This is a genomic window from Priestia sp. TRM10, from assembly GCF_057808375.1.
The window spans coordinates 715,576-734,080 of sequence record NZ_JBJZOT010000015.1; the positions used below are offsets into that span (position 1 = coordinate 715,576).

The following is an 18,505-nucleotide window of genomic DNA, read 5'->3' on the forward strand; positions in this document are numbered from 1 at the left end:
TTCTCCTCCTAAACTTTTATGATAAAACTCTTGTAATTTGACTTTGTTTAATCGTATTTCCATTCTCCATTTCAAAAAGAAGAATTCCATTTTTTAAAGACACCGCTGTAACAGCAGCTTCTTTTTCAGCCCCATCTTCCTGCCACCCTATTGTTCGTCCAATAAGATTGCTTGCATTTCCTAAAACATCAGCATTTTGCACCCCTATTTTATCAAGGTCCGCTGTGTTCCCTTTTAATCCTTCAGTTGTTTCAAACATCATTTGATTATCATCCATATAAACACTTTTAATGATGCCTTTTTGCCCTTTTTTTGTTTGACCATTCTCTTCTGTTGAGCTCCAGGTCACATTTTGATCTATTAAACTCTGCAGTTGTAAAAGCGTGTTCGGTTTTTGTTCTTCAATAAAACTTTGAACCGTTGTATTCAAATTTGTGATTTGTTCAAGCGTCGAAAAAGTTGCCAATTGAGCAATGAATTCCTTATCATCAACAGGATTTGATGGATCTTGGTTCTGAAGTTGAGTCATTAAAATATTTAGAAAATCATCTTTTCCAAGTTCACTTCCTGAAGAAGACGTTTTCCGCTTCTCAGCTTGCATTGTTTCATAAGAAAAGCGATTATTAATTTCCACTTTTAGCACCTACATTTCTTCTATCATTTCAAGCTCTTTTAAAATATCTTCAAAGCGATTCTCTTCTTTTTGCTCTTTTGATTGTTGTTCTTTTTGTTTTCCTTCTTCATCACGAGAATCTCTTTTTAACTCAGCATCTGAACCCTCAGAAGCTGAAAACTGGTGAAGCACTTCCATTTTTTCAACCTGTACACCTTGATGGGTTAGAGCACTTTTCAAATGATGAAGATGATGTTCAAGCATTTCCTTTGTAGCTGGTGTGCTTGTTACAATTGTAGCAGTGAGCTTATTCTGTTGTTTTACAAGCTGAACGGTTATAGTACCAAGCTCTTGTGGATTAAGCTTAATGAGAATCTTTGTTTGATTTCCATGAACAAAGAGAGAACTACGCTGAAAAGCTTGCTGAAGCTGCCGTACAAGCCCATCTTCCTGTGAAGAACCGTTATTGCCAATATAAAAAACAAGCTGGTGGACTTTACTCATTGTCCCACTTGGAATAGTAGACAAAAAGTTATGTTGAGTATCTAACATTCCCTTTCCTTCTTCTCCTTTTTTAAAGGAGGAAAAAAGAAAAGAAGCAAACGGAGAAGAGAACTCTTTTTTCTGAGAAAGAGTAGTTAATTTCTGATCAATGTGAGAAAGCATGCGCTCTAATTCTTCTCTTGAGGGTAGTTTAGATGATCCCTTTAAAATCTCATCTTTCGCGTTTGGTGGAACGACCTCTAACAGCTTTGAAAAAACTTTTAAAGCTCTCATTTCATCGTGTGTTAATGTCTCCTTCATATCTGCAAATAAAGGGCTTTTTTGCATTAAAAAAACCAATTCAGCATCATGAGCGTTCCCCTGAATTAATTCTTTTTGAAGTATTTGAACAATCTGCAGCATTTCTTGAATCTCTTTTCCTGTTCCCTTTTCATCAATAGGAAAGAGGTTATTTAACCCAATCTTCTCTGTGAAGATTTTCTCAAGTTTTTGCACCCTTGATTCCAAGGGATTATCTTCCGAGGACTCTGACGTTATATGTTGATAAAAAAGAAGACTTATTAAATCTTCTGATGCCGCTATATTATCATCATTTATGCTTTCCTTTTCTTCTAGCTGTTGACTTTGTTGTTCCTGTTCTATACCTGCTTGAAGAAGCAAACCTTGAAAAAGAGGAGAAGCCATCTTCTGCTCTTTTTCAAAAGATGTTTTTAAAGAATGTAGTGGTGCTATTTCGGATGTAGTAAGTTTCATTCCTTTTTCTCCTTATTGAACGTTCGCTTCTTCTGCCAAAAGTTCAGTATACTTAGCAGCCACGTCAGGCTCCATTTTTGCTAAAATGTTTGCGAGCGCTTCTGTTTTTAGTTGTCCTAGTAAATCTAGAGCTTGATCTTCTTTCAATTCGCTTATAATAAGGGCCGCATTTTTAGGTGACATCGATTCATATGAACGAACAAGGTTCTTCATCTCCGCTGTTTGAGAGTCTTCCTCTTCCCCTGTGCTTGCTTCCGTTTCTTCACTATTTTCCTCAGTTGGCATTTCTGCTTTTGCGCGCTCAAGCTTCACTTGAAGATTTTCAATTTCAAGATCTTTCTCTTTTATCTTTTTTTGCAATGCTTCCATTTCTTGATTTTGCGTGTTAGATGAGTTCGTTGACTGAGATGATGCTTCTTGATCGCTTTCTTCATTTAAAAAAGGAAGGGCTGAGAATACTTTTCCTCTAACATCAACTCCACTAGCGCTTAACAGAAAGTATCCTGCTCCGCCTATAATAAGAAGAAAGAGTAAGAAAATAATAAAAAGGAGAGGCCCTTTCTTACGCTTTGGCTCTTTTTCTGTCTCTGCCTTTTGTTTTTTCATAAGCTTTCCCTCACCTAATTCCTTTCAATAAGTATTGCTGAATAGATACTTCATCCATTTGTTTTGCTTCGCTCTCTCGTTGGAGGTTTTGATAATGGATAAGCGCTTTTGTTTCCATCTTTTCATACTTCTTCACTTCGATGTTTTTCTCACGTAGCTTAACTTCTTTAATTCTCATTGTCTGTCGAGCGATGTTCATCTTTTGTTGAAGAACTTCAATTTCACGTTCTAGATAATCCATATAGTTTTGAGACTGTTTTAACTTCTCAACAGAAACACCTATGCTCATTTCTTCATTATATTCATCAATAAAATTCTCTTTATGTTTCAAACATTGATAAAGACGCTGACCAACTTCTTCAAACTGCCTGACAGCTTCATTGTATTCATTCAGCATCCGATCTTTTTCAGATTGTTTAATTGCCATAACTTTAGAAAATTTAAACTGAAAACTCACATTTTTCATTCCTTTTATACTAGGTTGTTCAGCTCTTCAATGCTTTCTTCTAAACGCATTTTTTCATCTGTTCCTTGTTTTAAGAAACTAATAATTTCAGGATATAAAGTCATTGCTTCATCGATTTTCTGAGAAGATCCTCTTTTGTACGCCCCTATATTTATTAAGTCTTCCGCCTCTAAATATGTTGAGAGAAGAACTCTTAATCGATTTGCCTTCTCTTTATGTTCTTCGGTAACGATGCTGCTCATCACCCGACTTATACTTTTTAAAACATTGATAGCTGGATACTGGCCTTTATTTGCAAGAGCTCGATCAAGCACGATATGACCGTCTACAATTCCTCTTACTGTATCAGCAATAGGCTCGTTCATATCATCCCCATCAACAAGAACTGTATAAAAAGCTGTAATAGATCCCCTTTTGTTTCTTCCTGTTCTCTCTAAAAGTCTTGGAAGAGTAGCAAACACAGAGGGAGTATAACCTTTTGTTGTTGGAGGCTCACCAACCGCAAGCCCAATCTCACGCTGTGCCATTGCAACACGAGTTACAGAGTCCATCATAAACATAACGTTCTTTCCTTGGTTTCTAAAATATTCTGCAATAGATGTTGCTGTATAAGCTCCTTTAATACGCATTAGGGCAGGTTGATCTGATGTTGCAACAATGACGATGGAATTTTTTAATCCTTCTTCACCTAAATCATGTTCAATAAATTCGCGAACTTCTCGACCTCGTTCACCAATTAACGCTATGACGTTTAAATCCGCGTTTGTATTTCGGGCAATCATTCCCATAAGGGTACTTTTTCCAACTCCGCTTCCCGCAAAAATTCCTAGCCGCTGACCGTTTCCAACAGTTAATAGCGTATCAATTGTTTTAACTCCAACTTCAATTGGTTCGCAAATTGTTGGGCGCTCAAGCGGATTTGGTGGATCTTCTTCAGCTGAAACGTTAAAAAGACCTTTTGGAAGTTCTTCACCATTTAACGGCTGACCAAGCGGATCTAACACACGTCCAATAAGAGCTTCTCCAACTTTGATTTGGAGTGGCTTTGATGTTGTTTCAACAATACAGCCTGGCGAAATATCGCGTACATCTTTATAAGGCATAAGAATAACAAACTCTTCTTTGAAACCTACTACTTCTGCTTTAATATGTGCTGCTCCATTGCGCAAGTGGATGTAGCATATGTCTCCAATAGAAGTGCTTGGCCCTCTTGCTTCAATCATTAACCCTACTACTCTCGTAACTTTCCCGTATCGTTTGAATGAAGAGATGTCTTCTATCCTATCTAAAATTTCTTTTACTTTCATATCGTTTCCTCATCCTTTATCATTTCGACGAGGCTTTTCTTAATTTCAGCAAGCTGGCTGTCGATGCTTGCATTTACTTTTCCAAATGAAGATTCAATCATACAATCTGTTTCACCAAGATCCTCACTTGGATAAAAGAACAAGGAAGTATCAGAGCTTAAAAGCAGGCTAAGCTCCTCTTTGCGCTGAGAAACAAGCGTATAGTATTTTGGTGATATATATATATGAACATTCTTATGATCACGAACTTCTTTAACTGCTTTTTGAACAACATGAATATACTTCTCTTCATTTTCCTCAAGCTCAATATTCAAAATCTTTTTCGCGACCTTCATCCCAAGCTCTAAAATCACCATCTCTGATTGTTCAATATACTGATAATAAGAGTCTTGAACATGATGAACTGTTGCTTCTGCTTCCTTTAAAAGCTCTTTATATTGATTTTCAGCTTCCTGCTTTCCTTGAAAAAAACCTTTTTCAAAACCTTCTTGCTTTGCTCTTTCCAAAATCTGTTCATATTCTACTTGCCATTCTTTACGCTTTTCTTCAACCGTTTTTTCTGCTTCTTGAAGCAGTTTTTGTGCTCTAAAACGTATTCTTTCCGCCTCTGTTTGAGCTTGCTTAACTTCACTTTCAGCTTGCTCTCGCATTCGCTGCTTTTGAACTTCGCATTCTTCTACTGTTTCAATCTTGAATTGAACAGGCTGTATCCCTATCTTTTTTCCATCTTGAGCATGTTGGAATCCATGATGTTTTTTAATAATATTAGACAATCATATCATCCCCTCCGCCACGCGCGATCACAATTTCTTCTGATTCTTCGAGCTGACGAATAACTCCTACAATTCTTGATTGTGCTTCTTCTACGTCTTTTAATCGAACAGGTCCCATGAATTCCATTTCTTCTTTAAAAGTAGCAACCATACGCTGTGACATATTTCGGTAAACAACTTCTTTTACTTCATCACTTGATACTTTTAAGCTAAGAAGCAAGTCTTCGTTACCCACCTCTCGAATAATACGTTGAATTGCTCTGTTATCCAAAATGACGATATCTTCGAAAACAAACATGCGTTTTTTAATTTCTTCTGCAAGTTCTGGATCTTGAATTTCAAGCGTATCTAAAATGGTTCTCTCTGTTGAACGATCAACACCATTGAGCACTTCCACAACAGCTTCAACACCGCCTGTTTGTGTATAATCTTGAGTAACTGTTGTAGAAAGCTTTCTTTCGAGGACTTTCTCAACTTCATTAATAACCTCAGGTGATGTGCTATCCATAACAGCCATTCTTCTTGCAATATCTGCCTGCTGTTCTTGCGGAAGTGAAGATAAAATCTGGCCTGCTTGTGAGGGCTCCAAGTAAGAAAGAACAAGGGCAATTGTTTGCGGATGTTCATTTTGGATAAAATTAAAGATTTGAGTTGGATTTGCTTTACGAGCAAAATCAAATGGGCGGACTTGTAGAGACGATGTCAAACGCTTAATAATAAGCGCAGCTTGATCTGCTCCAAGTGCCTTCTCAAGAACGGTTTTGGCATAGCCAATTCCGCCTTGAGAAATATAGTCTTGAGCAACAGCTAGGCGTTCAAATTCTTCTAACACTTTATCTTTTGTTTCTAAATTTACTTTTTTAAGAGCTGAGATTTCTAATGTTAAACTTTCAATCTCTTCTTCTGTTAAATGTTTATAAACCGATGCTGAAACGTCTGGTCCAAGCGTAATTAAAAGGATGGCTGCCTTCTGCTTTCCTGTTAACGCACCTTTTTGTTCCACTCTTGCCACAATGTCTTCCTCCTAATCTTCTGTTAACCACGAACGTAGAAGTTTGACAAACTCATCAGGTTTGCTCTGTGCTAAGTCTTCAAGTCGCTGTCTTCTTTGCTGTTCTTCTGTTAGAAGCTGTTCTTCCTCTTCCTCTACCTCTTCTTCTAATGTATATGCTTCTTCCCATTCTTCCTCTTCCCACTCTGGTTCTTTTCTTCTTCTACGAATGAGTAGGAAAGCTAGAATAATAACAGCTAGAAGCAATATTCCTCCAACAATGTACATCCATAGTGGAATAGAAGAAGCTGCCTCTTGTGCCATAGACATTTTTCCATTAAAAGGTTGAACAGATACAGCAATTTTGTCTTCGATTTGTTCATCTGTTAATGCTTGTTCATCATCATCTTGTTGAATTGTTGTTTTAACAATTGTGCCAAGAATTTGTTGAATATCATCAACACTTCCAGTTGGAAGTGAATTTGGATCATTTTTCTTTGGTGGTTCCACCATAACTTGGATACCAAGATCCTTTACCTTATAAGGACTTTCCACAATCTGACGACGGATACGGTTCACTTCATTATTGATTTTTTCTTCTTTTCGTTCATAGTCACCGTCTCCGTTTTCTTCACTGCTCTCATAGTTAGGGACTTCACCGTCTCCGGTCCCAGCAGTTCCCCCTTGCGCAGCATTCTCTCCTGTATATGTTTCTGTTAAACGTTCAGCACTTACCGCAATTCCTTCCATATTCTCTTTATCAACAGGTTCCACAAGGTTTTCTTCTCTTGTTTCTTGAGTGAAATCAATATCTGTTGAAACAGAGACAACGACTTTATCTTGACCAATCATCGCGCCAAGCATCTTCTGAACTTCTCTTTGTATATCTCGTTCAACCTGCTTTTTCATTGCATACTGAGACTGTATAGAAGCGATCCCACCCTCAGGATTTTTTCCATCGTTATTTGCCAGATCATAGTACTCAAAATATTGATTCATAATAGCGATATTATCTGTTGGCAAATTCGGAACGCTTTTAGACACAAGGTGATAGAGAGACTGAATCTGCTGATCGTCAAATTGATAGCCAGGCTTTGTTGTAAGAACAATAGAAGCTTGAGCTTCTTCGCCTTTATCCCTCACCCATACGCTATCTTTTGGTAAAGAAATCATTACGTTTGCATCTTGTACTCCGTCAATTCCTTTAATAAGATTTGCAAGCTCCGTTTGCATTGCATCTACCTTTAGGACGCTAAACTCGTTATCTGTCATTCCAAATCCTGAGCTCTCACTAAAAAAGGAATAATCAATGCTGCCGTTTTTCGGAATGCCTTGAGACGCAAGCTCTACTTTCAATGAATCTACATTTTCTTTTGGGACAGAAATGGTTGTCCCACCGTTACGTAACTCTGAGGATACCCCTTTTGCATCGAGCTCCGTTTTAATTTGTCCAGCTTCTTGAGCTGAAAGATTACTATAAAGAGGAACAAATTTTTCACGGGTAGCAAGCATAGACCCAACAATAATTGCCATTAAAATAATGACTAATCCTGTAATCAAGAACCATCTTTGCTTTTTACTTCGCTCTCTCCAAAATCCAGTACTCCAATCTTTAATTCTTGTTAATCTTTCTTTCATTTTCTTCCCCCGGTTATGTTTCTTGTCTATTTATTTAGAGTCCAATAACCGCTAAACTTTGGAAAATAAATTTAGATCTGCATTCTCATGATTTCTTGGTAAGCTTCAATTCCTTTATTGCGGAATTGAATAGCAGCTTGCAGGGCAACGCTTGCTTTTTGAGACGAAATCATCACATTATGTAAATCTACATCTTCCCCATTCACAAGTTTTGTTGTCATAGCATCTGACTCATTTTGAGCTTCATTAACTTTATTTACTGCGTCTTTTAAAAAACTAGAAAAACTTTGGTTTGTGCTAGCCGATTCATTTTTAGGCTGAAGCGCTTCAGTCTGCAATGATATGTTTGTAATTCCATTAATCATCGTTACACCCTACTTTCCAATCTCTAATGCTTTTACTAACATCCCTTTTGTTGCATTAAGTGCTGTAACGTTTGCTTCGTACGAACGAGAAGCACTCATAAGGTCCGTCATTTCCTTTAATGGATCAACATTTGGTAGCTGTATATATCCCTGATCATTAGCATCTGGGTGACTTGGATCATACACAAGTTTAAAAGGTTCAGAATCTTCCTCAATTCCTGTGACTTTTACACCTGTACTATTTGTATTTAAAGCTTTTTGAAAAACAGTTGAAAACTGTTTTTCACTATCCGGTGCTATATTTATCATCTTGCGCCGATATGGTTGCCATTCTCCGTTTACATATTGCGCTCTTGTTGTATTCGCATTAGCGATATTTGAAGCCGTAACATCCATTCTTAAACGATTTGCTGTTAAGGCTGAAGCGCTGGCATTTAGCCCGCTAAAAATTGACAAAATTAATTCCCTCCTCTTAAAACCGTGTTAAGCGAGTTAAATTTCCCGCTCATTCTGTCTACTAAAGCTTGATAATAAAGCTGATTTTGAGCCATATCTGTCATCTCCTTATCAACGTCAACTCCATTGCCGTTTGATTGATAAGCATTATGTGCAGTTGTAACTCCTAGAGAAGAAGACGACGTTGAAAATTCAAAATGACGAGGGTCCGTGCGAGTAGCTTTCAGAAGATTATCTTGCTCAGCTTGAAGCATACTTTTAAAAGATACCGTTTTTGCTTTATATCCAGAAGTATCTAAGTTAGCAATATTGTTTGAAATTGTTTTCTGTTTCAACGAAGCATAGTTTAATCCATTTTGGATTGAACTCATCGTCTGTGAAAAAAGTTCCATAAATTTCTCTCCTTGCCTCTTTTCGACATTTTTTCCGTGCCGATATTATCCATTTTAGGAAAAAGGACATGATATGTCTATGATTTCTTAAGTTTCTTTACTTTTTTTTTTGAAATCTTAAAAGAAAATTAACAATTTATATATAAAATATTAATATTTGTTAAATATATAAGTTATTTGTTTATTATGTTAAAATTGGTTACCCCGCTTTTCTTTAACATTATAAGATCTTTCGACAAAAAAAGATACGATTAAAGCACAAAAAAATAGCACTTTAGTAAGTGCTATTTCTAATGAAGGTTTATTGACCTAAGTCTTTATAACTATTATTTAGTTTGCTTTTAGTTTTGAAAGCTCAAGCAAGAACTTGTTGTTTAGAACTTTGATGTACGTTCCTTTCATACCTAGTGAACGAGACTCAATTACACCTGCACTCTCAAGTTTACGAAGTGCATTTACAATTACTGAACGCGTAATACCAACACGGTCTGCAATCTTACTTGCTACAAGAAGGCCTTCGTTTCCATTTAACTCATCAAAGATATGTTCAATTGCTTCTAATTCACTGTAAGATAGTGAACTAATTGCCATTTGAACAACCGCTTTGCTACGAGCTTCTTCTTCAATTTCTTCAGCTTTCTCATGTAGAATCTCCATGCCAACAACTGTTGCCCCATATTCAGCTAAAATAAGATCATCATCTGTGAACTTCTCTTCTAAACGTGCTAATACAAGAGTTCCTAGGCGATCTCCTCCACCGTTAATTGGTACAATTGTTGTTAAACCGCTCATAAATAAATCTTTGTTTTCATTAGGAAAAGCGCTATGCTCGCTGTTTACATCTAGATTAGAAGATGTTTCTCTAATATTGAAAAGGTTTTTAGTGTACTCTTCTGGAAATTGGCGTGTTTCAAACATTTCTTTCATACGCTCATTTTCAATTTGCTGATTAATTGCAACACCCAAAAGCTTACCGCGACGACTTACAACATAAATGTTTGCTTCGATTACTTCACGAAGTGTTTCAGCCATCTCTTTGAAGTTAACAGGTTTCCCTGCTGCTTTCTGTAACATTGCATTAATTTTTCTTGTTTTATCTAATAAATTCATTATGATTTTGCCTCCTGAAAATTGTAAATAATTCTGTTCTCTGTAAAGTCTATCCGCCTCTTCTTTTAAGAAGCGTTCCCTCTCCCCAAAAGGCTGACTTTATAAAATAAACTGACTTAAGTCTTTGTTTTTAGCAATTGAGCCAAGTTTCTCTTCCACATACTGTGGAGTAATTTCAATCTTCTCCATCGTTACATCCGGTGCTTCAAATGAAAGATCTTCCAAAAGTCTTTCCATAATTGTATGTAAACGACGAGCTCCAATATTATCCGTATCCTGGTTTACATCGAATGCTACTTGAGCTAGCTTTTTAATAGCTTCGTCAGAAAATTCAATTTTTATACCTTCAGTTTCCAATAATGCTGTATATTGTTTAATAATAGCATTATCAGGCTCAACTAAAATACGGACAAAGTCATCTACTGATAATTTGCCAAGCTCAACGCGAATTGGAAATCTTCCTTGAAGCTCTGGAATAAGATCAGATGGTTTTGAAACGTGAAAAGCACCTGCTGAAATAAACAATACGTGGTCTGTTTTTACAGGGCCATACTTTGTCATAATTGTTGAACCCTCAACGATTGGCAAAATATCGCGCTGTACTCCTTCACGTGACACATCTCCTGATGAAGATTGGCTGCTTTTACGAGCGATTTTATCGATTTCATCAATAAAAATAATTCCAAACTGTTCGGCACGCTCTGTTGCTTGTTGCGTTACTTCATCCATATCAATTAACTTCTGTGCTTCTTCATTTGTTAACACTTTGCGAGCTTCGCGTACTGTTAACCGACGCTTTTTCTTTTTCTTTGGCATGAAATTGCCTAGCGCATCTTGAATATTCATTCCCATTTGCTCCATACCCGAACCTTGAAGCATATCAAACATAGAAGCTTGCTGTTCTTCTACTTCAACTGTTACATAATGCTCCTCAAGTTCTCCAAGCGCAAGCTTATGAGCCATTCTCTTACGTTCCATTTCGCTTGATGCATCGTCGTTTGATGTTTCTTGCTGAGGTTTTTCTCCTTCAGCTTGACCACCAAAAATCATTTCAAATGGGTTTTTATATTGAGTATTTTTACGTTTAGAAGGAACGAGAAGATCAACAATGCGTTGGTTTGCATTTTGTTCTGCTTGCCCGCGTACTTCGTTTGTTTTTTCTTCTTTCACAAGTCGAACAGAAGTTTCCACAAGGTCTCGTACCATTGATTCTACATCACGTCCAACATAACCGACTTCCGTGAACTTCGTTGCTTCAACTTTAATAAAAGGAGCTCCCACTAATTTTGCTAGTCGACGAGCAATCTCTGTTTTCCCTACTCCAGTAGGCCCAATCATTAAAATGTTCTTTGGTACAACTTCATCTCGCAGTGATTCACTTAGCTTACTGCGGCGATAACGGTTGCGAAGTGCAACGGCAACGGCCTTTTTTGCTTCCTTTTGTCCAACAATATATTGATCAAGTTTTTCAACAATTTGACGCGGTGTAAGTTCTGTATACATTCTGTTCTTCCCTCCTTAAAGTTCCTCTACAATAATTTGATCGTTTGTATAAACACAAATATCTCCAGCAATCTCTAGAGAGGCCTTAGCAATATCTCGTGCTGACATGTTTTCACCTGAATATCGTTTGAGCGCACGACCTGCAGATAGCGCATAGTTCCCACCAGAACCAATAGCTAAAATTCCATCATCAGGTTCAATAACCTCACCTGTACCTGAAATAAGTAGCATATGCTCCTCGTTTGCTACGATAAGCATTGCTTCTAGCTTGCGTAACACTTTATCGCTGCGCCACTCTTTTGCAAGTTCAACAGCTGCACGCTGCAAATTACCGTTGTACTCTTCAAGGCGATTTTCAAACATTTCAAAAAGAGTAAACGCATCTGCCACAGATCCAGCAAACCCTGCTAGCACTTTTCCATGAAAAAGACGACGTACTTTTTTTGCTGTATGTTTCATTACTACAGCATTTCCGAACGTTACTTGTCCATCTCCTGCCATTGCGCAACCGCCTTTGTGTTGAATCGCAAAAATCGTTGTAGCATGAAAGTCACCCATAATATACATCTCTCCTTCAGCATATGTTCTTGTGTTCTTTTTTCATATTATCCTTTTATGTCGCTTACGCTCTTGGATGATGATTCATATAAATAGAACGAAGGCGATCTTTTGTCACATGTGTATAAATTTGAGTTGTTGACAAATTTTCATGTCCTAGAAGTTCTTGAACAGTTCTCATGTCAGCACCTTCATTTAACATATGCGTTGCGAAAGTATGACGCAAAGAATGAGGAGTAATATGAATGTTCTCTGCCGTTTTCTTAACAATACGGTTTAAAATATAGCGAATGCCTCTAGCTGTTAAAGGCTGACCTCTATGATTCACAAAGAGTGCCTTACAATCAATATTACTCTTTGGGAGCAATTTTAGACGACCTTCATCTCTATATTTTTTTATGGCTTCATATGAGAAATTCCCAAAAGGTACATAGCGTTGCTTCTTTCCCTTTCCATAAACCAAAAGAGTTTTCATTGACATATCGATATCACTCAGCATAATTGAAGCACACTCACTTACCCTTATCCCCGTTGCATATAAAAGTTCTAAGATTGCTTGATCTCTTTGACCAAGCGGTGTAGAAACATCGCTTACTTCAAAAAGCAGTTCAAGTTCTTCCTTATATAAGAACGAAGGGTTGCGGTGCGAACGCTTTGGGAGGGATACCATCGTAAACGGATTTTCTTTTATCGTATGCTCGCGCGATAAAAAGCGATAAAAACTTCGCAAAGCTGATACTTTACGGGCAATCGATCGCTTAGAATAGCTGTGTTCGTGAAGCTTGGTTAAAAAGATACGAACGTTGCTATATGTAACGTCCTCTAATCTTTTAATTCCTTCTTCCTCTAGAAATTCCATAAACAATAAAATGTCTTTCTCGTAACACAGCGTTGTATATTGTGAGTAATTTTTCTCAATTTGTAAATATTCAAGATAGCAATTTAAAGATTCTTTCACATTTATCATTGCTTCACCTCGCAAAGGCTACTAAATATTATCACACTTTTAGTAGCCCGCGCAAATAATTTATATATTTTTCACAAAATTTTGAACTATTTCAAGTGCACGCTTAGCATACTGTTCATTGCGCTCTTGTTTCTTTTTAATGCGAACCGGGAGATCCTTGAATATTCCAAAGTTTGCATTCATCGGTTGGAAGTTTTTATCACTTGTATGTGTAATATAGTGAGCCATGCTTCCAAGAGCCGTTTCTTGAGGGAAAACTAAAAGCTCTTCGCCTAACACATAGCGAGCTGCGTTTAGTCCTGCTAAAAGTCCGCTTGCAGCTGATTCTACGTAACCTTCAACACCTGTCATTTGTCCTGCAAAGAATAAATCTTCACGATCTTTGTATTGATATGTCGGTTTTAGAAGTCTTGGTGAATTAATAAATGTATTTCGATGCATAACACCGTAACGAACAATTTCTGCATTTTCAAGCCCAGGAATTAAGCGAACAATATCTTTTTGAGGTCCCCATTTAATATGTGTTTGGAAACCAACGATATTGTAAAGTGTTCCTGCTGCATCATCTTGACGAAGTTGTACAACAGCATACGGACGTTTTCCTGTTTTCGGATCTTCAAGACCTACTGGTTTTAATGGACCGAAAAGCATTGTTTTCTTTCCTCTTGAAGCCATCACTTCAATTGGCATGCAACCTTCAAAATATACTTCTTTTTCAAATTCTTTTAGCGGTACAACTTCTGCCTCAATAAGCGCATTATAGAAGCGATCAAATTCTTCTTCTGTCATTGGACAGTTCAAATATGCTGCTTCTCCTTTATCATAGCGAGACTTTAAGTATACCTTATCCATGTCAATGCTGTCTTTTTCAAGGATAGGAGCTGCTGCATCATAGAAATAAAGATACTCTTCTCCTGTTAAACGTTTAAGCTGTTCAGATAATGCTTGAGATGTTAATGGACCTGTTGCAATAATAGTAGGTCCGCTTGGAATTTCTGTAATTTCTTCATTAAATACTGTTACATTTTCATGATGCTTTACACGCTCTGTTACATGTGCCGCAAATTCATGACGGTCAACAGCTAGTGCTCCGCCTGCTGGAACAGAGCAAGCATCAGCTGAGGAAATAATAACAGAATCTAGATGACGCATCTCTTCTTTCAGTACTCCAACAGCATTTGTAAGCGTGTTGGCACGAAGCGAGTTACTGCATACAAGCTCCGCAAATTTATCTGTATGATGTGCTGCTGTTTGACGAACAGGACGCATTTCGTAAAGATGCACCTTAATTCCTCTTTTAGCAAGCTGCCAAGCTGCTTCACTTCCAGCAAGTCCAGCTCCTATTACATTAACGATTTTTTCAGACATTTGTTTCCCTCCAGATGTAATTTCTTTTCTCCGTAACAGATAAAGTGGTGAGCACAACGTTGTGCTCACCACGAAAAAGGTCTAGCTTTGCGTTTCTTCTTTGTAATCACATTCAGTGCACGTAACTTGAACACCTTTTTTCTGCTTTTTCTCAACAAGGAGACTTTCACATTTTGGACATTTTCTTGCAATTGGTTTGTCCCAAGATAAGAAGTCACAGCTTGGATAATTTGTGCAACCATAGAAAAGGCGTTTTTTCTTTGATTTTCGTTCCACAACTTGACCGTCTTCACATTTCGGACAATCAACGCCAATTTCTTTTACAATCGGCTTTGTGTTACGACAGTCAGGAAAGTTTGAGCATGCCATGAATTTTCCGTAGCGACCCATTTTAAAGACCATAGGTGAACCACACAGTTCACAATCTTCTCCGGCAGGTTCGTCTTTAATCTCGACTTCGCGCATTTCTTTTTCCGCTTTTTCTAAACGTATTTCGAAGTCGCGATAAAATTCATCGATAACCGATACCCATTGTACTTTACCTTCCTCTATTTCATCAAGGTCTGTTTCCATTTTGGCTGTAAATTCCACATCAATTGTTTCAGGAAAGAACTCAAGGATAAGTTCCAGTACAATTTCACCAAGCTCTGTTGGAACAAATCTTTTGTTATCAAGCGCCACATATCCTCTGCGTTGAATAGTATCAAGCGTTGGAGCATATGTAGAAGGTCTTCCAATACCTAACTCTTCCATCGTTTTCACAAGACGTGCTTCCGTATAGCGAGGCGGCGGCTGAGTGAAATGCTGATTTTGTTCGATATCTTTTGAGTACGCTTGTTCTCCTTCCGTCATGTCTGGAAGAATTTTTTCCTTTTCTTCCACTTTATCATCATTTCCTTCTACGTACACTTTCATAAAGCCAGGAAACTTAATTTTTGAGCCATTCGCTCTAAATGTTACACCGTTGTTTACTAAATCAACAGCCATCGTATCCATAATAGCTGGTGCCATTTGGCTTGCAAGGAATCGTTCCCAAATCAGTTTGTATAAGCGATGTTGATCTCTTGATACATACTGTTTAATCTCAGAAGGTGAACGCAGAATAGATGTTGGGCGAATTGCCTCATGAGCATCTTGAGTGTTAGCATTCTTCTTTTCTTTCCGCTTTTCTTTTGAAAGAAATTCCTCACCAAACGTATCTTTTACATATTCATAAGACTCTGTTTGAGCCGTTTCTGAAATACGAGTTGAATCTGTACGCATGTACGTAATTAAACCAACTGTTCCTTCTTTTTTCCCTAAATCAATTCCTTCGTAAAGCTGTTGAGCAAGCATCATTGTTTTCTTCGCTCTAAAGTTTAGCTTACGAGCTGCTTCCTGTTGAAGAGAAGATGTCGTAAAAGGAAGCGCCGGATTTCGCTTACGCTCTTTCTTTGCTACTTTTTGAATTGAAAATTCATTGCCGTCAAGTCGGGCTAGAACTTTCTCAACATCTTCTTTTGATGAAAGCTTTGTTTTTTTGCCATCCATTTCAGTGAAAGATGCTTGAAATTCTTTTTCACTTTTTAAGAAGTTCGCGTTAATTGACCAGTATTCTTCAGGTTGAAAGCGTGAGATTTCCTGCTCTCGTTCAATAATTAATCGAACTGCAACAGATTGAACGCGTCCAGCGCTTAATCCCTTTTTCACTTTTTTCCAAAGAAGCGGGCTAATGTTATACCCCACTAAACGATCAAGAATACGACGAGCTTGTTGAGAATTAACAAGATCCATATTAATAGATCTTGGATGTTTAAAAGAAGCTTTAATTGCATCTTTTGTAATTTCATTAAATACTACTCGGCAGTCTGACGATGTATCAACACCAAGACTATGAGCTAAATGCCAAGCAATTGCTTCCCCTTCACGATCCGGATCGGCCGCTAGGAAAATCTTTTTTGCTTTTTTAGCTGCTGTCTTAAGTTCTTTTAAAACAGGCCCTTTTCCACGAATAGTGATGTATTTTGGGTCGTAATCATGTTCAGTATCAATTCCCATTTGACTTTTTGGAAGATCTCGAACATGTCCCATTGATGCTTTTACTTTGTATTTTTTCCCTAAATATTTTTCAATTGTTTTCGCCTTTGCTGGCGACTCTACAATAACTAAATAGTCCGACATACTATTGTCCTCCCTTAAAGAGGTAGAATAAAATCTTCATTATTATTAAATACTTATATGCACTTTGTCAAACCTCTTGTTCATTTTTTACTTGAAAATGAATTTCGCTTGTTACATCTTTAGCACTACATACTAATTTTGCGCCAAGCTGAATAAGCTTATTTGTTCCTTTTGAACATTCTTCAAAGATTGAGCCAGGTACAGCAAAAACCTCTCTTCCTTGAGAGAGCGCTTGGTCAGCTGTAATAAAAGAACCGCTTCTTTCCTTCGCTTGAATGACAATCGTTCCAAACGATAAACCGCTAATAATACGGTTCCGTAGCGGAAAATGCGCTCGATGCGGTTTTATAAAAGGGTTGTATTCCGATAATAACAGATGATTGTTAGCGATGTCACTTGCTAAATAACAATTTTCTTTTGGATAAATGTTATAAAACCCGCTTCCTAATACAGCAACGGTTTTGCCTCCATGAAGAATAGCTTCTTTATGTGCAAGCGCATCCACCCCTTTTGCAAGACCGCTTACAATTGTCCATCCTTCTTCCACGAGAGGTTTGCACAAAACCTTTGTAGCCTTTATACCGTAGCTTGTTGGCGTCCTCGTTCCAACGATGCTAACGGATTTGTTATTTAATAACCGGTAATCTCCTTTTGTATAAAGAACCCATGGAGGGTCATAAATATTCTTTAATAACGCAGGATACTCAGGATCCGTAATTGTTATACAACGAATATTTTGAGTGCTATATTTCTTTAGAATATCTTGTATTGGAATAGTTTGCAAATCTTTATAGACAATTTCAGTTGAAGAACTTGGAAGTTGAAGAATGGTTTGAAGAAGAGCAGGAGAAGCTTCTCTTAGAAAAGATAGGGAGGAATCATACTGAAGAAGTTTGAGTATGGATTTCCATCCAACCCTTCTGCAGTGTGATAATAAAATTAACTTTTCTCTCATAATTCACCTCTTTAATTGTTCTAAAAATCGCCATAAAAACCAACCGTTACCTAAATGGTAACGGTTGAACTTCCTATTTTAAGACTGTGATGAACTTACAGGAATATCGTGCGTTTTACACTTATCGTAAATTCCTTCGTCCTTTAGCACTTTAATAAGCGTTTCTCCCATAACAGAAGGGGTTTCAGCAACGCTAATACCGCATGCGTTAAGCGTTTTAATCTTCTCGCTTGCCGTACCCTTACCACCTGAGATAATCGCACCAGCGTGGCCCATACGCTTGCCTGCTGGAGCTGTTTGACCTCCAATAAAGCCAACAACAGGTTTTGTCATATTTTCTTTCACCCATTGTGCTGCTTCTTCTTCTGCCGTACCCCCGATTTCACCAATCATAATAACAGCATATGTGTCTTCATCTTCATTAAAGGCTTTTAACACATCAATGAAGTCCGTGCCATTAACAGGGTCTCCACCAATTCCTACTGCTGTTGACTGGCCAATTCCTGCTTGTGAAAGTTGATGAACAGCTTCATATGTGAGTGTTCCAGAGCGTGACACAACCCCAACATGACCTTTTTTATGAATGTATCCTGGCATAATACCAATTTTACATTCTTCTGGTGTGATAACACCCGGGCAGTTTGGTCCAACAAGTCTTGTGCGCTTTCCTTCCATATAACGCTTTACTTTCACCATATCAATTACTGGAATACCTTCTGTAATTGTGATAACTAAGTCAAGATCTGCATCAACTGCTTCCATAATTGCATCTGCTGCAAAAGCAGGTGGAACATACACAACTGACGCGTTTGCACCTGTTGCTTTTTTTGCGTCTTCAACAGTGTTGAAAACAGGTACTCCTTCGATTGTTGTGCCGCCTTTTCCTGGAGTTACGCCCCCAACAATTTTTGTTCCATACTCAATTGCCTGTTTTGTATGAAACAAACCTGTTGCTCCTGTAATCCCCTGTACAATAACTTTTGTATCCTTGTTAATAAATACGCTCATTTTTACCCCTCC

19 protein-coding genes are annotated in these 18,505 nt (G+C 37.7%); all 19 read right to left on the minus strand.

What is annotated here, in order from left to right; genetic code table 11:
* Nucleotides 1-16: 16 nt before the first annotated feature.
* Nucleotides 17-643 (minus strand): flagellar hook capping FlgD N-terminal domain-containing protein, encoded by a 627-nt coding sequence (locus ACK3CR_RS20390; RefSeq protein WP_488976061.1) that lies wholly within the window; start codon nucleotides 641-643, stop codon nucleotides 17-19.
* A complete protein-coding gene (locus tag ACK3CR_RS20395) occupies nucleotides 644-1,870 on the minus strand; it encodes a flagellar hook-length control protein FliK (protein ID WP_488976062.1) in 1,227 nt (408 codons plus the stop codon).
* 12 nt (nucleotides 1,871-1,882) lie between these two features.
* A complete protein-coding gene (locus tag ACK3CR_RS20400) occupies nucleotides 1,883-2,476 on the minus strand; it encodes a MotE family protein (protein WP_430237541.1) in 594 nt (197 codons plus the stop codon).
* A gap of 10 nt (nucleotides 2,477-2,486) precedes the next feature.
* On the minus strand, nucleotides 2,487-2,933 hold the full coding sequence (gene fliJ / locus ACK3CR_RS20405) for a flagellar export protein FliJ (protein ID WP_243518215.1): 447 nt from the start codon (nucleotides 2,931-2,933) through the stop codon (nucleotides 2,487-2,489).
* A gap of 14 nt (nucleotides 2,934-2,947) precedes the next feature.
* On the minus strand, nucleotides 2,948-4,249 hold the full coding sequence (gene fliI / locus ACK3CR_RS20410; protein WP_243518212.1) for a flagellar protein export ATPase FliI: 1,302 nt from the start codon (nucleotides 4,247-4,249) through the stop codon (nucleotides 2,948-2,950).
* On the minus strand, nucleotides 4,246-5,022 hold the full coding sequence (gene fliH, locus ACK3CR_RS20415) for a flagellar assembly protein FliH (RefSeq protein WP_410914220.1): 777 nt from the start codon (nucleotides 5,020-5,022) through the stop codon (nucleotides 4,246-4,248). The genes fliI and fliH overlap by 4 nt, the downstream gene beginning before the upstream one ends.
* The gene (gene fliG / locus ACK3CR_RS20420) at nucleotides 5,015-6,025 is read right to left on the minus strand and encodes a flagellar motor switch protein FliG (RefSeq protein ID WP_372440002.1); all 1,011 of its coding nucleotides are present in this window, start codon (nucleotides 6,023-6,025) and stop codon (nucleotides 5,015-5,017) included. The genes fliH and fliG overlap by 8 nt, the downstream gene beginning before the upstream one ends.
* A 21-nt stretch (nucleotides 6,026-6,046) precedes the next feature.
* Nucleotides 6,047-7,651: a flagellar basal-body MS-ring/collar protein FliF gene (fliF, locus tag ACK3CR_RS20425; protein WP_488976063.1), complete on the minus strand. Its 1,605-nt coding sequence runs from the start codon at nucleotides 7,649-7,651 to the stop codon at nucleotides 6,047-6,049.
* A 71-nt stretch (nucleotides 7,652-7,722) separates the two neighbouring features.
* The gene (fliE, locus tag ACK3CR_RS20430; protein ID WP_243518206.1) at nucleotides 7,723-8,016 is read right to left on the minus strand and encodes a flagellar hook-basal body complex protein FliE; all 294 of its coding nucleotides are present in this window, start codon (nucleotides 8,014-8,016) and stop codon (nucleotides 7,723-7,725) included.
* Between the two features lie 9 nt (nucleotides 8,017-8,025).
* Nucleotides 8,026-8,472, minus strand: a complete 447-nt coding sequence (gene flgC, locus ACK3CR_RS20435) for a flagellar basal body rod protein FlgC (protein WP_243518204.1) — start codon at nucleotides 8,470-8,472, stop codon at nucleotides 8,026-8,028.
* Between the two features lie 2 nt (nucleotides 8,473-8,474).
* A complete protein-coding gene (gene flgB / locus ACK3CR_RS20440) occupies nucleotides 8,475-8,864 on the minus strand; it encodes a flagellar basal body rod protein FlgB (protein WP_488976064.1) in 390 nt (129 codons plus the stop codon).
* A gap of 330 nt (nucleotides 8,865-9,194) precedes the next feature.
* Entirely contained in the window at nucleotides 9,195-9,974 is a 780-nt protein-coding gene (codY, locus tag ACK3CR_RS20445; RefSeq protein ID WP_243518200.1) for a GTP-sensing pleiotropic transcriptional regulator CodY, read from the minus strand.
* Nucleotides 9,975-10,073: 99 nt separating this feature from the next.
* Nucleotides 10,074-11,477, minus strand: a complete 1,404-nt coding sequence (gene hslU / locus ACK3CR_RS20450; protein WP_243518196.1) for an ATP-dependent protease ATPase subunit HslU — start codon at nucleotides 11,475-11,477, stop codon at nucleotides 10,074-10,076.
* 15 nt (nucleotides 11,478-11,492) lie between these two features.
* Nucleotides 11,493-12,035 carry an ATP-dependent protease subunit HslV gene (gene hslV, locus ACK3CR_RS20455; protein WP_019391807.1) on the minus strand — a complete coding sequence of 181 codons (543 nt, stop codon included), beginning with the start codon at nucleotides 12,033-12,035 and terminating at the stop codon, nucleotides 11,493-11,495.
* A gap of 64 nt (nucleotides 12,036-12,099) precedes the next feature.
* Entirely contained in the window at nucleotides 12,100-13,002 is a 903-nt protein-coding gene (xerC, locus tag ACK3CR_RS20460; protein ID WP_243518193.1) for a tyrosine recombinase XerC, read from the minus strand.
* A gap of 60 nt (nucleotides 13,003-13,062) precedes the next feature.
* Nucleotides 13,063-14,370, minus strand: coding sequence for an FADH(2)-oxidizing methylenetetrahydrofolate--tRNA-(uracil(54)-C(5))-methyltransferase TrmFO (gene trmFO / locus ACK3CR_RS20465; RefSeq protein ID WP_243518190.1), 1,308 nt, complete (start codon nucleotides 14,368-14,370; stop codon nucleotides 13,063-13,065).
* A gap of 81 nt (nucleotides 14,371-14,451) precedes the next feature.
* Nucleotides 14,452-16,530 carry a type I DNA topoisomerase gene (topA, locus tag ACK3CR_RS20470; RefSeq protein ID WP_243518187.1) on the minus strand — a complete coding sequence of 693 codons (2,079 nt, stop codon included), beginning with the start codon at nucleotides 16,528-16,530 and terminating at the stop codon, nucleotides 14,452-14,454.
* A 67-nt stretch (nucleotides 16,531-16,597) separates the two neighbouring features.
* Nucleotides 16,598-17,485: a DNA-processing protein DprA gene (dprA, locus tag ACK3CR_RS20475; protein ID WP_488976065.1), complete on the minus strand. Its 888-nt coding sequence runs from the start codon at nucleotides 17,483-17,485 to the stop codon at nucleotides 16,598-16,600.
* A 78-nt stretch (nucleotides 17,486-17,563) separates the two neighbouring features.
* Nucleotides 17,564-18,493 carry a succinate--CoA ligase subunit alpha gene (gene sucD, locus ACK3CR_RS20480; protein WP_019391802.1) on the minus strand — a complete coding sequence of 310 codons (930 nt, stop codon included), beginning with the start codon at nucleotides 18,491-18,493 and terminating at the stop codon, nucleotides 17,564-17,566.
* Nucleotides 18,494-18,505: the final 12 nt, after the last annotated feature.

What these genes read in the sequence shown, in the direction of transcription:
- fliE (WP_243518206.1), bottom strand. Translation starts at nt 8,016, where the DNA reads ATGATTAATGGAATTACAAACATATCATTGCAGACTGAAGCGCTTCAG.
- codY (WP_243518200.1), bottom strand. Translation starts at nt 9,974, where the DNA reads ATGAATTTATTAGATAAAACAAGAAAAATTAATGCAATGTTACAGAAA.
- hslU (WP_243518196.1), bottom strand. Translation starts at nt 11,477, where the DNA reads ATGTATACAGAACTTACACCGCGTCAAATTGTTGAAAAACTTGATCAA.
- ACK3CR_RS20395 (WP_488976062.1), bottom strand. Translation starts at nt 1,870, where the DNA reads ATGAAACTTACTACATCCGAAATAGCACCACTACATTCTTTAAAAACA.
- trmFO (WP_243518190.1), bottom strand. Translation starts at nt 14,370, where the DNA reads ATGTCTGAAAAAATCGTTAATGTAATAGGAGCTGGACTTGCTGGAAGT.
- fliI (WP_243518212.1), bottom strand. Translation starts at nt 4,249, where the DNA reads ATGAAAGTAAAAGAAATTTTAGATAGGATAGAAGACATCTCTTCATTC.
- topA (WP_243518187.1), bottom strand. Translation starts at nt 16,530, where the DNA reads ATGTCGGACTATTTAGTTATTGTAGAGTCGCCAGCAAAGGCGAAAACA.
- sucD (WP_019391802.1), bottom strand. Translation starts at nt 18,493, where the DNA reads ATGAGCGTATTTATTAACAAGGATACAAAAGTTATTGTACAGGGGATT.
- fliF (WP_488976063.1), bottom strand. Translation starts at nt 7,651, where the DNA reads ATGAAAGAAAGATTAACAAGAATTAAAGATTGGAGTACTGGATTTTGG.
- ACK3CR_RS20400 (WP_430237541.1), bottom strand. Translation starts at nt 2,476, where the DNA reads ATGAAAAAACAAAAGGCAGAGACAGAAAAAGAGCCAAAGCGTAAGAAA.
- hslV (WP_019391807.1), bottom strand. Translation starts at nt 12,035, where the DNA reads ATGGGTGACTTTCATGCTACAACGATTTTTGCGATTCAACACAAAGGC.
- dprA (WP_488976065.1), bottom strand. Translation starts at nt 17,485, where the DNA reads ATGAGAGAAAAGTTAATTTTATTATCACACTGCAGAAGGGTTGGATGG.
- xerC (WP_243518193.1), bottom strand. Translation starts at nt 13,002, where the DNA reads ATGATAAATGTGAAAGAATCTTTAAATTGCTATCTTGAATATTTACAA.
- flgB (WP_488976064.1), bottom strand. Translation starts at nt 8,864, where the DNA reads ATGGAACTTTTTTCACAGACGATGAGTTCAATCCAAAATGGATTAAAC.